The organism is Klebsiella sp. F11, assembly GCF_056712265.1.
Genome location: NZ_CM160060.1, coordinates 1,861,984 through 1,875,989, shown reverse-complemented (window position 1 = coordinate 1,875,989; position 14,006 = coordinate 1,861,984). Strand labels below are relative to the sequence as shown.

The window sequence follows — 14,006 nt, the reverse complement described above, 5'->3', positions numbered from 1 at the left end:
TTCTGCGGTTATTAATTTTTTCTCACTTTTTGAGAGAAATGAGAGAAATGAGACTGACGCCTGAATTAGGAATTTTCTTACACTGATTTGGCGCCGAAAAGCGCGGGCTGCTGGCGTATCCGATTTACCGAACCGTCTGCTGAGCACGGTTCCTTGATACCTGCCCGGCCACTTTAACGATTTAGCCGCCCGGCCTGATGCTGCCGGCGGATTAGCCGCGGCGCAGCGTGCAGCGCCGCGCAATATTCATGCTTAGCGATTTTTAACGCCATACACCGTTTAGATCCTGTTCCGGCAGGCACTTAGAGAAAGGATATTTATCATGAACATGCAAACGGGGTTCGCCCTGCTGCTGTGCGTATTTTGTCTTGGTATTTCGGTATACAGCCTGGTGTCATATTTGAAGGACCGTAAAAAACAAAAGATGCCGTTTACCTACGGGCGTAAAAAATAACGCCCGCCGGGCTTTCGGCAATAATAAAAATAGCGCACCCAATAATAATCGGCAGCGCTAATAAGCCGATGCGGACGATTATCGACCGGGCGCTGAAGATCGGTGAGAATCCGCCGATTAAGCTATTCAAGGATCCCGGGCTAATCTGCAGCCGCTGCCCGCACCAAACGCTATCGCGTTCGCAGGTCGCGGTAGCCCACGGTCTTATTCACGGGTTTGATATCAGTAAAATATCCGCTATCAATAAGGTCAGTATCAAAACAACCTCCTACCATAAAAGTAAGATCATGGAAAAATACCGTCTTAATAATAACCACGACTTTTTTCAGTTTATGAATTTACTCCGCGAAAGAGGGTAAACCGCATCGTCGCCGGGGAATATTTGCGCGCGAATAATTAAAATTTAGGAATTTATGGGGTTGTGCAGGGATGCTATTCCTAAAAAAACCGCGGCGCGGAAAAATAGCTTCTCATGCCCGACAAACAGCGGATAACATCAGCGCATCCCCGGTATAAAGACGCGTCAATGCGCGGTTATACAACCATAACAACGTATTTAGCGGGGAATTATTACTTCGTCACATCGCCCCTTGCGTGCCTGTTAGGGGCATCTTTTTATATCGTCGCGCTCTCACGGCACAAGAAAATACGCGCCCCGGCAGGAGCGCGTATGCCGCCGTCAGGCCTGAACCCCCTGAGGCTCCGCCTCCGGCACCTCTTCCTCCAGCTGCCCCTCATTTTTCGACAGCATCGCCGTGGCAATACCGTTGCCCAGCACGTTGATAGCGGAACGTCCCATATCGAGGAAATGGTCGATACCCATCAGCAGCAAAATCCCGGCGACCGGAATGTTGAAGCTAGGGATCGTCGCGGCCAGCACCACCAGCGCCGAACGCGGTACCCCGGCAATCCCTTTCGACGCCAGCATAAGGGTCAGCATCATCACCGTAATTTCGCTGAAGCTGAGGTGGATGTTATAGGCCTGGGCAATAAACATAGAGGCGAAGGAGCAGTAGACCATCGAACCGACCAGGTTAAAGGAGTAGCCGATGGGCAAAACGAAGGAAACGATATTGCGCGAGCAGCCGAAGCTCACCAGCCGCTCCAGCGTCTTCGGATAGGCCGCTTCCGAGCTGCTGGTGGTAAAGGCGACCAGCACCGGATCTTTCAGCATATTGAGCAGGCGGAAGACCTCTTTTTTCAGCACCATGTAGCCCACCGCCACCAGCACCGCGCTGGTGAGCAGCACCGCCACGTAGTAGCCGCCGATGAATGAGGCGTAGTTCAGCAGAATGCCCAGCCCCTGGGAGGCGATAACCGAGGAGATCGCGGCAAAAATCGCCAGCGGGGCCACGTACATCACGTACCCGGTCACCTTGAGCATAATGTGGGAGACCACGTTCAGCGCCGCCACCAGAGGGGCGTTAAACTTCTCCCCCAGCGATGCCCCGGCGATGCCAAAGAACATCGAGAAGACCACGATCTGCAGAATTTCGTTATTGGCCATCGCTTCGGTAATGCTGGTCGGAATGGTATGCGACAGGAAGCCTTTCAGGCTCATCCCGCTGACCGCCAGGCCGGTGTCCACGGACTCTTTGGGGATCGCCAGATTCAGGCCGTTGCCCGGATGCCAGAGCGTGACGATCACTAATCCCACCAGAATGGAGAGGATCGAGGAGGTAACAAACCATACCATCGCCTTACCGCCTACGCGGCCGATGGTGGCGGTTTCACCCAGCCGCATAATGCCGACGGTCAGGGTACTGAAGACCAACGGTGCAATCACCATCTTGATCAGGCGTAAAAACATATCGGTGAAAAGCGTGATGTTCTCCGACCATGCCGCAATGGCGGGCTGGGAAGCGTAGGCGTGAATCGCCGCGCCGGAAAGTATCCCCATCAGCATGAAGATAACGATGAAGAGCGTGAGTTTGTTTGCACTGGCCACTAAAATTACCCCTGATTGATAAACCGTCGCGTTCAGTGCGCATATATTTTTATTATCGAAGCACACCAAAACATTCGGCGTATAAATTGAATAAAAGCCGCGTCAGTTACAACTCTTTTTTATTTTTTAAACTAAAAGTCGACAGGATGCTTGATGTGCGTCAAGCGCTTAAGCATGCGCCTTTGCTGCATCTTCTCCGCCCGGGGCGCGAAAGTAATGCCCCCGGCCAACGGGAAGCTCAGGAGGGACGCCGTCGATCGGCGCCCGGCCGCGGACTCAGGAAGGAAAACGCCCGCACGTCGCGCCAATAAGTGGCGTCTATCCAGACATATCTCAACAGTCTTTTCATAATTCCTCCATTTTTACGAGGCGTTCCATCACTAAACTAGTATCATTTCGCGAAACGTTTCAGGATGAGATAGCAAACTAATGAAAGGCAGTCACACAGTTCGTTGGGCAACCGCCCTGGCGGTCGTTATCGTTGCCGGCGCCGCATACTGGTTTTGGCAGGGTCGGGATACCGCTGGTGAAGCGGCTCCGGGGGCGGCCAGACAAGGTGCGTCTGCTCCGGGCGGCGAGCGTCACGGCCGCTTCGGCGCGACCCTGGCGCCGGTCCAGGCCGCAACGGCAACCAGCGAATCGGTGCCGCGCTATCTCAGCGGCCTCGGCACGGTCACCGCGGCCAATACGGTCACCGTGCGCAGCCGCGTCGACGGCCAGCTGCTGGCAATCCATTTCCAGGAAGGCCAGCAGGTTAAAGCCGGCGACCTGCTGGCTGAAATCGACCCCAGCCAGTTCAAAGTGGCGCTGGCCCAGGCGCAGGGACAGTTAGCCAAAGATCAGGCCACTCTGGCCAACGCCAGGCGCGACCTCGCCCGCTATCAGCAGCTGGTCAAAACCAACCTCGTTTCGCGCCAGGAGCTGGATACCCAGCAATCGCTGGTCAGCGAAACCAACGGCACGATTAAAGCCGACGAAGCCGCGGTGGCCAGCGCCCAGCTGCAGCTCAACTGGAGCCGGATCGTCGCGCCCATCGACGGACGCGTCGGCTTAAAACAGGTGGATATCGGCAACCAGATCTCCAGCGGAGATACCACCGGTATCGTGGTATTAACGCAAACCCAGCCCATCGATTTAGTCTTCACGCTGCCGGAAAACGACATCGCGGCGGTGGTTCAGGCGCAGAAGGCGGGTAAAGCCCTGGCGGTGGAGGCCTGGGACCGCACCAACAAGCAGAAAATCACCAGCGGCACGCTGCTCAGCCTTGATAACCAGATTGACGCCACCACCGGCACCATCAAGCTGAAGGCCCGCTTCAGCAACCAGGACGATGCGCTGTTCCCCAACCAGTTCGTCAACGCCCGCATGCTGGTGGATACCCAGCAGAACGCGGTGGTGATCCCTGCCGCCGCCCTGCAGATGGGCAATGAGGGCCACTTCGTGTGGGTGCTGAACGCCGACAATAAGGTCAGCAAGCATACGGTTACGCCGGGTATCCAGGATAGCCTGAAGGTGGTTATTAACGCCGGGCTTTCCGCCGGCGATCGCGTGGTCACCGACGGCATCGACCGCCTGACCGAAGGGGCGAAGGTTGAAGTCGTCGAGCCGCATAGCGCCTCCGCCGCGGCGCCGGAAAAAGCCACCAGCCGCGAATACGGTAAAAAAGGAGCGCGCTCCTGATGCAAGTCCTACCGCCGAGCAGTACGGGCGGCCCTTCCCGTCTCTTTATCATGCGTCCGGTGGCCACCACCCTACTGATGGTGGCGATCCTGCTGGCCGGGATTATCGGCTACCGGTTTCTGCCGGTCTCGGCGCTACCGGAAGTGGACTATCCGACCATTCAGGTGATCACCCTCTACCCCGGCGCCAGCCCGGACGTAGTGACCTCAGCGATCACCGCCCCGCTGGAGCGCCAGTTTGGCCAGATGTCCGGCCTCAAGCAGATGTCGTCGCAAAGCTCCGGCGGCGCCTCGGTGGTGACCCTGCAGTTCCAGCTGACGCTGCCGCTGGACGTCGCCGAGCAGGAGGTGCAGGCGGCCATCAACGCGGCCACCAACCTGCTCCCTTCAGACCTGCCTAACCCGCCGGTCTACAGCAAGGTGAACCCCGCCGATCCGCCGATCATGACCCTCGCAGTCACCTCTTCCGCGATCCCGATGACCCAGGTGGAGGATATGGTAGAAACCCGGGTGGCACAGAAAATCTCCCAGGTCTCCGGCGTCGGCCTGGTGACCCTCGCCGGCGGCCAGCGCCCGGCGGTGCGCGTAAAACTTAACGCGCAGGCGATTGCCGCCCTCGGATTAACCAGCGAAACCATTCGCACCGCGATTACCAGCGCCAACGTCAACTCGGCGAAAGGCAGCCTCGACGGCCCTTCGCGGGCGGTGACGCTCTCCGCTAACGATCAGATGCAGTCGGCAGAGGACTATCGCCGCCTGATCGTCGCTTACCAGAACGGCGCGCCGATTCGCCTCGGCGACGTCGCCACCATTGAGCAGGGCGCGGAAAACAGCTGGCTGGGAGCGTGGGCGAACGATCAGCGGGCGATCGTGATGAACGTTCAGCGCCAGCCGGGGGCGAATATTATCGCCACCGCCGACAGCGTGCGCCAGATGCTGCCGCAGCTGACCGAAAGCCTGCCGAAGTCGGTCAAGGTGCAGGTCTTATCCGACCGTACCAACAACATTCGCGCCTCGGTGAGCGATACGCAGTTTGAGCTGATGCTGGCGATCGCCCTGGTGGTGATGATCATCTACCTGTTCCTGCGCAACGTCCCGGCGACCATTATCCCCGGTGTCGCCGTGCCGCTCTCGCTGGTGGGCACTTTTGCGGTGATGGTGTTTCTCGACTTCTCGATCAACAACCTGACGCTGATGGCCTTAACCATCGCCACCGGCTTCGTGGTCGATGACGCCATCGTGGTTATCGAAAACATCTCGCGCTATATCGAAAAAGGCGAAAAACCGCTGACCGCCGCGCTCAAGGGCGCCGGCGAGATCGGCTTTACCATCATCTCGCTGACCTTCTCGCTGATTGCGGTGCTGATCCCGCTGCTGTTTATGGGCGATATCGTCGGCCGGCTGTTCCGCGAGTTTGCCGTCACCCTGGCGGTGGCGATCCTCATCTCCGCCGTGGTGTCGCTGACCCTGACGCCGATGATGTGCGCGCGGATGCTGAGCCACGAATCGCTGCGTAAGCAAAACCGCTTCTCCCGCGCCAGCGAACGCTTCTTCGAGCGGGTAATCGCCGCCTACGGCCGCCTGCTGAGCCGGGTCTTGAACCACCCGTGGCTGACCCTCAGCGTGGCGCTGGCCACCCTAGCGCTGTCGATTATGCTGTGGGTATTTATCCCGAAAGGCTTCTTCCCGATTCAGGACAACGGCATTATTCAGGGCACGCTGCAGGCCCCGCAGTCGACCTCTTTTGCCAGCATGGCGCAGCGCCAGCAGCAGGTCTCGGCGCTGATCCTCAAGGACCCGGCGGTGGAGAGCCTGACGTCGTTCGTGGGCGTCGACGGCACCAACCCGGCGCTGAACAGCGCCCGGCTGCAGATCAACCTCAAGCCGCTGAGCGAACGCGACGATCGCGTCCAGACGGTTATCTCACGCCTGCAGCATTCGGTGGACGGCATTCCCGGCATCGCGCTCTATTTGCAGCCCACCCAGGATTTGACCATCGATACCACCGTCAGCCGCACCCAGTACCAGTTCACGCTGCAGGCCAACTCGCTGGATGCGCTCAGCAACTGGGTTCCGCAGCTGCTGACCCGCCTGCAGGCGCTACCGCAGCTCTCCGACGTCAGCAGCGACTGGCAGGATAAGGGCCTGGCGGCGTACATCAACGTCGACCGCGACAGCGCCAGCCGGCTGGGGATCGGCATGGCCGATGTCGATAACGCGCTGTACAACGCCTTTGGCCAGCGCCTGATCTCAACCATCTATACCCAGGCCAACCAGTACCGGGTGGTGCTGGAGCACGACACCCAGGGTACGCCGGGGCTTGCCGCGCTCGACGGCATTCGCCTCACCGGCAGCGACGGCGGCATCGTGCCGCTGAAATCGATCGCCACCGTTGAGCAGCGTTTTACCCCGCTGTCGATCAACCACCTCGACCAGTTCCCGGTGACCACCATCTCCTTTAACGTCCCGGATGGCTACTCCCTCGGCGATGCGGTGGAGGCGATTCAGGCCGCCGAACAGGCGCTGGATTTACCCACCGATATCCGCACCGAGTTCCAGGGCAGCACCCTCGCCTTCCAGTCGGCGCTGGGCAATACCGTCTGGCTGGTCGTCGCCGCGGTGGTGGCGATGTATATCGTCCTCGGCGTGCTGTATGAGAGCTTTATCCATCCGATCACCATCCTCTCCACTCTGCCGACCGCCGGCGTCGGCGCGCTGCTGGCCCTGTGGCTCGCCGGCAGCGAGCTGGACGTGATTGCCATTATCGGCATCATCCTGCTGATTGGCATCGTCAAGAAAAACGCCATCATGATGATCGACTTCGCCCTCGCCGCCGAGCGCGAACAGGGCATGCCGCCGCGGGAGGCGATCTATCAGGCCTGCCTGCTGCGTTTCCGCCCGATTCTGATGACCACCCTGGCGGCGCTGCTCGGCGCGCTGCCGCTGATGCTGAGCACCGGCGTCGGCGCCGAGCTGCGCCGCCCGCTGGGGATCGGCATGGTCGGGGGCCTGATGCTCAGCCAGGTGCTGACGCTGTTTACCACCCCGGTGATCTATCTGCTGTTCGACCGCCTGTCGCTGTATCTCAAAAGCCGCTTCCCACGGCATGAGGAGGAGGCGTAAATGAAGTTTTTCGCCCTCTTCATTTACCGCCCGGTGGCGACGATTCTCATTTCGCTGGCCATCACCCTGTGCGGCATTCTCGGCTTCCGCCTGCTGCCGGTCGCCCCGCTGCCGCAGGTGGATTTCCCGGTAATTATGATCAGCGCCTCGCTGCCCGGCGCCTCGCCGGAAACCATGGCCTCCTCGGTGGCGACGCCGCTGGAGCGCTCCCTCGGGCGCATTGCCGGGGTCAACGAGATGACCTCCTCCAGCTCGCTGGGCAGCACGCGCATTATTATGGAGTTCAATTTCGACCGCGATATCAACGGCGCCGCCCGCGACGTGCAGGCGGCGATCAACGCCGCGCAAAGCCTGCTGCCCAGCGGCATGCCGGGGCGCCCGACCTATCGCAAGGCCAACCCCTCCGACTCGCCGATCATGATCCTGACGCTCACCTCGGATACCTACTCCCAGGGCGAGCTGTACGATTTCGCCTCCACCCAGCTGGCGCAAACTATTGCCCAGATTGACGGCGTCGGCGACGTTGACGTCGGCGGCAGCTCCCTGCCCGCGGTGCGCGTAGACCTCAATCCGCAGGCGCTGTTTAACCAGGGCGTGTCGCTGGACGCCGTGCGCACGGCGATTAGCAACGCCAACGTACGCCGGCCGCAGGGGGCGCTGGAGGACGGCAGCCATCGCTGGCAGGTACACACCAACGATGAGCTAAAAACCGCCGCCGAGTATCAGCCGATAATCGTGCACTACAGCAACGGCGCGGCGGTGCGTCTCGGCGACGTGGCGAACGTTAGCGATTCGGTGCAGGACGTGCGCAACGCCGGGATGACCAACGCCAAACCGGCCATTCTGCTGATGATCCGCAAGCTGCCGGAAGCCAATATCATCCAGACGGTGGACAGCATTCGCGCCCGCCTGCCGGAGCTGCAAAAAACCATTCCGGCGGCGATCGATCTGCAAATCGCCCAGGACCGCTCGCCGACGATCCGCGCCTCGCTGGAGGAGGTCGAGCAGACGCTGGTGATTTCGGTGGCGCTGGTGATTCTGGTGGTATTCCTGTTCCTGCGATCCGGCAGAGCCACGCTGATCCCGGCGGTAGCGGTGCCGGTGTCGCTGATCGGCACCTTTGCCGCCATGTACCTCTGCGGCTTTAGCCTCAACAACCTGTCGCTGATGGCCCTGACCATCGCCACCGGCTTCGTGGTGGATGACGCCATCGTGGTGCTGGAGAACATCTCCCGCCACCTTGAGGCGGGAATGAAACCGCTACAGGCGGCGCTGCAGGGAAGCCGGGAGGTGGGCTTTACGGTGCTGTCGATGAGCCTGTCGCTGGTGGCGGTGTTTTTACCGCTGCTGCTGATGGGCGGCCTGCCGGGGCGCCTGCTGCGCGAGTTCGCGGTCACCCTGTCGGTGGCGATCGGGATATCGCTGGCGGTGTCGTTAACCCTGACGCCGATGATGTGCGGCTGGCTGTTGAAAAGCGGCAAGCCGCACGCGCCTACGCGCAAGCGCGGCTTTGGCCGGCTGCTGGTCGCCGTTCAGGGCGGCTACGGCAAATCGCTCAAGTGGGTGCTGAAGCATAGCCGCATCACCGGCTTCGTCCTGCTGGGCACGATTGCGCTGAGCATCTGGCTCTATATCTCGATTCCGAAAACCTTCTTCCCGGAGCAGGATACCGGCGTGCTGATGGGCGGCATTCAGGCCGACCAGAGCATCTCCTTCCAGGCGATGCGCGGCAAGCTGCAGGATTTCATGAAGATCATCCGCGAAGATCCGGCGGTGGATAACGTCACCGGCTTTACCGGCGGCTCGCGGGTCAACAGCGGGATGATGTTTATCACCCTTAAATCGCGCGACCAGCGCCAGGAAACGGCGCAGCAGATTATTGACCGGCTGCGCAAGAAGCTGGCCAAAGAGCCGGGAGCCAACCTGTTCCTGGTGGCGGTGCAGGATATCCGCGTCGGCGGACGCCAGTCCAACGCCAGCTACCAGTACACCCTATTATCTGACGATCTGGCGGCGCTGCGCGAATGGGAGCCGAAAATTCGTAAGGCGCTGGCGGCGCTGCCCGAGCTGGCTGACGTCAACTCAGACCAGCAGGACAACGGCGCGGAAATGGATCTGATCTACGATCGTGATACCATGTCGCGCCTCGGCATCAGCGTGCAGGACGCCAACAACCTGCTGAACAACGCCTTCGGCCAGCGGCAGATCTCCACCATCTATCAGCCGCTGAACCAGTACAAAGTGGTAATGGAAGTTGACCCGGTCTACACCCAGGACGTCAGCGCGCTGGATAAGATGTTCGTTATCAATAGCGAAGGCAAACCGATCCCGCTCTCCTACTTCGCCAAATGGCAGCCGGCTAACGCCCCGCTGTCGGTGAACCATCAGGGGCTTTCGGCGGCCTCCACCATCTCCTTTAACCTGCCGACCGGTAAATCCCTGTCGGAGGCCAGCGACGCCATCAATCGCGCCATGACCCAGCTGGGGGTGCCCTCCAGCGTCCGCGGCTCGTTCGCCGGCACCGCGCAGGTTTTCCAGGAAACAATGAATTCGCAGATTGTGTTGATTCTGGCGGCGATTGCGACGGTCTATATCGTGCTGGGGATCCTCTACGAAAGCTACGTGCATCCGCTAACGATCCTCTCCACCCTCCCCTCGGCGGGGGTCGGCGCGCTGCTGGCGCTGGAGCTGTTCGGCGCGCCGTTCAGCCTCATCGCGCTGATTGGTATTATGCTATTAATTGGAATAGTGAAGAAAAACGCCATCATGATGGTCGACTTTGCGCTGGAGGCGCAGCGTAGCGGCAACCTGCCGCCGGAAGAGGCGATCTTCCAGGCCTGCCTGCTGCGTTTTCGCCCGATTATGATGACCACCCTCGCGGCGCTGTTCGGCGCGCTGCCGCTGGTGCTATCCGGCGGCGACGGCTCGGAGCTGCGCCAGCCGCTGGGGATTACGATCGTCGGCGGCCTGGTGGTAAGCCAGCTGCTGACGCTGTACACCACGCCGGTGGTGTATCTGTTCTTCGATCGTCTGCGGCTGCGTTTTTCCCGAAAAATCAGGCAACCGGTAAGCGAATAACATGACCGATCTCCCCTCCAGCGTGCGCTGGCAGTTATGGATAGTGGCCTTCGGCTTCTTTATGCAGTCGCTGGATACCACTATCGTCAATACCGCCCTCCCCTCGATGGCCAAAAGCCTCGGGGAGAGCCCGCTGCATATGCATATGGTTGTCGTCTCCTACGTGCTGACGGTGGCGATTATGCTGCCCGCCAGCGGCTGGCTGGCGGACCGGGTGGGGGTGCGCAATATCTTTTTTACTGCCATTATCCTCTTCACCCTCGGCTCGCTGTTTTGCGCCCAGGCGAATACCCTCGACCAGCTGGTGCTGGCCCGGGTGCTGCAGGGCGTCGGCGGCGCCATGATGGTGCCGGTAGGCCGCCTGACGGTGATAAAAATCGTCCCCCGCTCGCAGTATATGGCGGCGATGACCTTCGTCACCCTCCCCGGCCAGGTCGGGCCGTTGCTGGGTCCGGCGCTCGGCGGCGTGCTGGTAGAATATGCCTCCTGGCACTGGATTTTTTTAATCAACATTCCGGTCGGCATTATCGGCGCCATCGCCACGCTCTGTCTGATGCCAAACTACACCCTGCAGACGCGCCGCTTTGATATACTCGGCTTTATCCTGCTGGCCGCCGCCATGGCGACGTTAACCCTCGCCCTTGACGGCAAAAAAGGGCTCGGTATCTCTCCGCTGCTGCTGGCGGCGCTGGTGGCGATCGGTATCGCCTCCATTGGGCTTTATCTGTGGCACGCGCGGGGCAATGACGGCGCGCTGTTCAGCCTCGAACTGTTCCGCAACCGCACCTTCTCCCTCGGGCTCGGCGGCAGCTTCGCCGGGCGTATCGGCAGCGGCATGCTGCCGTTTATGACCCCGGTGTTCCTGCAAATTGGCCTCGGCTTCACGCCGTTCCACGCCGGGCTGATGATGATCCCGATGGTGCTCGGCAGCATGGGCATGAAGCGCATCGTGGTGCAGGTGGTCAACCGCTTTGGCTACCGCCGGGTGCTGATCGTCGCCACCATCGGCCTGGCGCTGATCAGCCTGCTGTTTATGGCCGTCGCGCTGGCGGGCTGGTACTGGCTGCTGCCGGTGGTGCTGTTTTTTCAGGGGATGATCAACTCCAGCCGCTTCTCGTCGATGAACACCCTGACCCTGAAGGACCTGCCGGACCCGCTGGCCAGCAGCGGCAACAGCATGCTGTCGATGGTGATGCAGCTGTCGATGAGTATCGGCGTAACCATCGCCGGCATGCTGCTGGGGATGTTCGGCCAGCAGCACCTCAGCGTCGATGCGGCTGCCGCGCACCAGGTCTTTTTCTACACCTACCTGAGCATGGCGGTCATTATCGCGCTGCCGGCGCTTATCTTTTCCCGCGTGCCGGATGACATAGAAGGTAATACCGTCATCGCCCGCCGCAAAAGGAGTGAATCGTGAAGTTTTGGCGTCCCGGCATTACCGGCAAACTGTTTCTCGCCATCTTCGCCACCTGCATCGTGCTGCTGATCAGCATGCACTGGGCGGTGCGTATCAGCTTTGAACGCGGCTTTATCGACTACATTAAGCGCGGCAACGAGCAGCGGCTGACGATGCTCAGCGATGCCCTCAGCGAGCAGTATGCCCAGCACGGCAGCTGGAAGTTTCTGCGCAACAACGACCGCTTTATTTTTCAGCTGCTGCGCACCTTTGAGCGCGACAACGACGATCGCTCCCCCGCCGGCCGCGGCCCTGACGAGGAACGGGGGCCAGGCCCCGACGCGGACCGCGGCGCGCCGCCGGACGACCGGCCGCGCGGCCCCGGGCCGGATATGCCTCCGCACGGCTGGCGGACAATGTTCTGGGTGGTCGATCAAAAAGGCCGCGTGCTGGTTGGCCCGCGGGAGCCGGTGCCCGGCGACGGTACCAGACGCGAAATCGTCGTTAACGGCGCCTCGGTCGGGGCGGTCATCGCCTCGCCGGTGGAGCGCCTGACCCGCAATACCGATATCAATTTCGATCGCCAGCAGAGGCGCACCAGCTGGCTGATTGTGGCCCTGGCGACCATTCTGGCGGCGCTGGCCACCTTCCCGCTGGCCCGCGGCCTGCTGGCGCCGGTCAAGCGGCTGGTAGAGGGAACCCATCGCCTCGCGGCGGGTGATTTCTCCACCCGGGTCACCGCCAGCGGCGGCGATGAGCTTGGCCGCCTGGCGCAGGACTTTAACCAGCTCGCCAGCACCCTTGAGCGCAACCAGCAGATGCGCCGCGACCTGATGGCGGATATTTCCCACGAGCTGCGCACGCCGCTGGCGGTTCTGCGCGGCGAGCTGGAGGCGATTCAGGACGGAGTGCGCAAATTCACCCCGGACTCGATCCCCTCTCTGCAGGCGGAAGTCGCCACCCTGACCAAGCTGGTTGACGATCTGCGCCAGCTGTCGATGTCGGATGAGGGCGCCCTGGCCTATCAGAAAACCTCCGTGGATATCATTACCCTGCTGGAGGTCGCGGCGGGCGCCTTCCGCGAGCGCTTCGCCAGCCGCGGGCTGGCGATCGGCGTATCGTTGCCGGAAAGCGCCGTCATTTTTGGCGACGGCGATCGCCTGATGCAGCTGTTCAATAACCTGCTGGAAAACAGCCTGCGCTACACCGATAGCGGCGGCCAGCTGCTGATTAGCGCCGCGCAAAACGGTCGGATGCTGAGCATCGACTTTGCCGATAGCGCCCCCGGCGTCAGCGACGCCCAGCTGGAGCGCCTGTGCGAACGCTTCTACCGCGCGGAAGGCTCGCGCAATCGCGCCAGCGGCGGCTCCGGCCTCGGGCTGGCTATCTGCGTCAATATCGTCGCCGCCCACGGCGGCACCTTACGCGCCGGCCATTCGCCTTTTGGCGGGGTTAGCATTAAAGTAGAGTTACCTCTGGAACGCGATTTACCGAGAGACGTATGACTGAATTACCTGTTGATGAAAACACCCCACGCATTCTTATCGTGGAGGATGAACCCAAGCTCGGCCAGTTGCTGGTCGACTATCTGCTCGCCGCCGGCTATGCGCCGACGCTGATTGACCACGGCGATCGGGTGCTGCCCTACGTTCGCCAGGCTCCGCCGCACCTGATCCTGCTGGATCTGATGCTGCCGGGCATCGACGGGCTGACGCTGTGCCGCGAAATTCGCCGCTTCTCCGACGTTCCGGTGGTGATGGTGACGGCCAAGATTGAGGAGATCGACCGCCTGCTGGGGCTGGAGATCGGCGCCGACGACTATATCTGCAAGCCCTACAGTCCGCGTGAAGTCGTGGCGCGGGTGAAAACCATCCTTCGCCGCTGCCGGCCGCGTCCGGAGCTGCAGGCGCTGGATGCCCTCAGCCCGCTGATCGTCGATGAAGGACGCTTTCAGGCCTCGTGGCGCGACAAGCTGCTGGATCTCACCCCCGCCGAGTTTCGCCTGCTGAAAACCCTCTCCCAGGAGCCGGGCAAGGTGTTCTCGCGCGAGCAGCTGCTGAACCATCTCTACGATGATTACCGCGTGGTCACCGACCGAACCATCGACAGCCATATCAAAAACCTGCGCCGCAAGCTGGAGTCGCTGGACGCCGAGCAGTCGTTTATCCGCGCCGTCTACGGCGTTGGCTACCGCTGGGAGGCGGACGCCTGCCGGCTGGCATAGGCCGGGACTATCGCCATTGCCCGCCTTCTGGCGGGTATTTTTGATGCTTACAGCGCCTCCGCCGTTATGCCCAATATAGCGCCTGAATCCTCCGCGCGGCGGGG

8 protein-coding genes and 1 pseudogene are annotated in these 14,006 nt (G+C 61.2%); 8 read left to right on the top strand and 1 reads right to left on the bottom strand.

Features of this window, described 5'->3' with window-relative positions:
• Positions 1–322 precede the first annotated feature (322 nt).
• Together AC1M2H_RS09315 and AC1M2H_RS09310 are read left to right on the top strand one after the other, a co-directional pair.
• Positions 323–454 carry a small membrane protein gene (locus AC1M2H_RS09315; protein ID WP_139339397.1) on the top strand — a complete coding sequence of 44 codons (132 nt, stop codon included), beginning with the start codon at positions 323–325 and terminating at the stop codon, positions 452–454.
• A 140-nt stretch (positions 455–594) separates the two neighbouring features.
• Positions 595–813 (top strand): annotated as a pseudogene (locus tag AC1M2H_RS09310) (LuxR C-terminal-related transcriptional regulator); the annotation flags it as partial.
• Between the two features lie 320 nt (positions 814–1,133).
• Here AC1M2H_RS09310 and AC1M2H_RS09305 read toward each other — a convergent pair.
• Entirely contained in the window at positions 1,134–2,402 is a 1,269-nt protein-coding gene (locus tag AC1M2H_RS09305) for a dicarboxylate/amino acid:cation symporter (protein ID WP_480152314.1), read from the bottom strand.
• A 429-nt stretch (positions 2,403–2,831) separates the two neighbouring features.
• Between AC1M2H_RS09305 and AC1M2H_RS09300 the strand changes: the two genes are divergently transcribed.
• The 6 genes from AC1M2H_RS09300 to baeR are packed head-to-tail and all read left to right on the top strand — an operon-like array spanning position 2,832 to position 13,902.
• On the top strand, positions 2,832–4,082 hold the full coding sequence (locus AC1M2H_RS09300; RefSeq protein WP_480151150.1) for an MdtA/MuxA family multidrug efflux RND transporter periplasmic adaptor subunit: 1,251 nt from the start codon (positions 2,832–2,834) through the stop codon (positions 4,080–4,082).
• Positions 4,082–7,204, top strand: coding sequence for an MdtB/MuxB family multidrug efflux RND transporter permease subunit (locus AC1M2H_RS09295; RefSeq protein WP_480151149.1), 3,123 nt, complete (start codon positions 4,082–4,084; stop codon positions 7,202–7,204). The genes AC1M2H_RS09300 and AC1M2H_RS09295 overlap by 1 nt, the downstream gene beginning before the upstream one ends.
• Positions 7,205–10,282 carry a multidrug efflux RND transporter permease subunit MdtC gene (mdtC, locus tag AC1M2H_RS09290; protein ID WP_480151148.1) on the top strand — a complete coding sequence of 1,026 codons (3,078 nt, stop codon included), beginning with the start codon at positions 7,205–7,207 and terminating at the stop codon, positions 10,280–10,282. It abuts the gene before it with no gap.
• Between the two features lies 1 nt (position 10,283).
• Positions 10,284–11,699, top strand: a complete 1,416-nt coding sequence (gene mdtD, locus AC1M2H_RS09285; protein WP_480151147.1) for a multidrug transporter subunit MdtD — start codon at positions 10,284–10,286, stop codon at positions 11,697–11,699.
• Positions 11,696–13,183 carry an envelope stress sensor histidine kinase BaeS gene (baeS, locus tag AC1M2H_RS09280; RefSeq protein WP_480151146.1) on the top strand — a complete coding sequence of 496 codons (1,488 nt, stop codon included), beginning with the start codon at positions 11,696–11,698 and terminating at the stop codon, positions 13,181–13,183. Before mdtD ends, baeS begins: the two co-directional genes overlap by 4 nt.
• Positions 13,180–13,902 (top strand): envelope stress response regulator BaeR, encoded by a 723-nt coding sequence (baeR, locus tag AC1M2H_RS09275; RefSeq protein WP_480151145.1) that lies wholly within the window; start codon positions 13,180–13,182, stop codon positions 13,900–13,902. Before baeS ends, baeR begins: the two co-directional genes overlap by 4 nt.
• Positions 13,903–14,006: the final 104 nt, after the last annotated feature.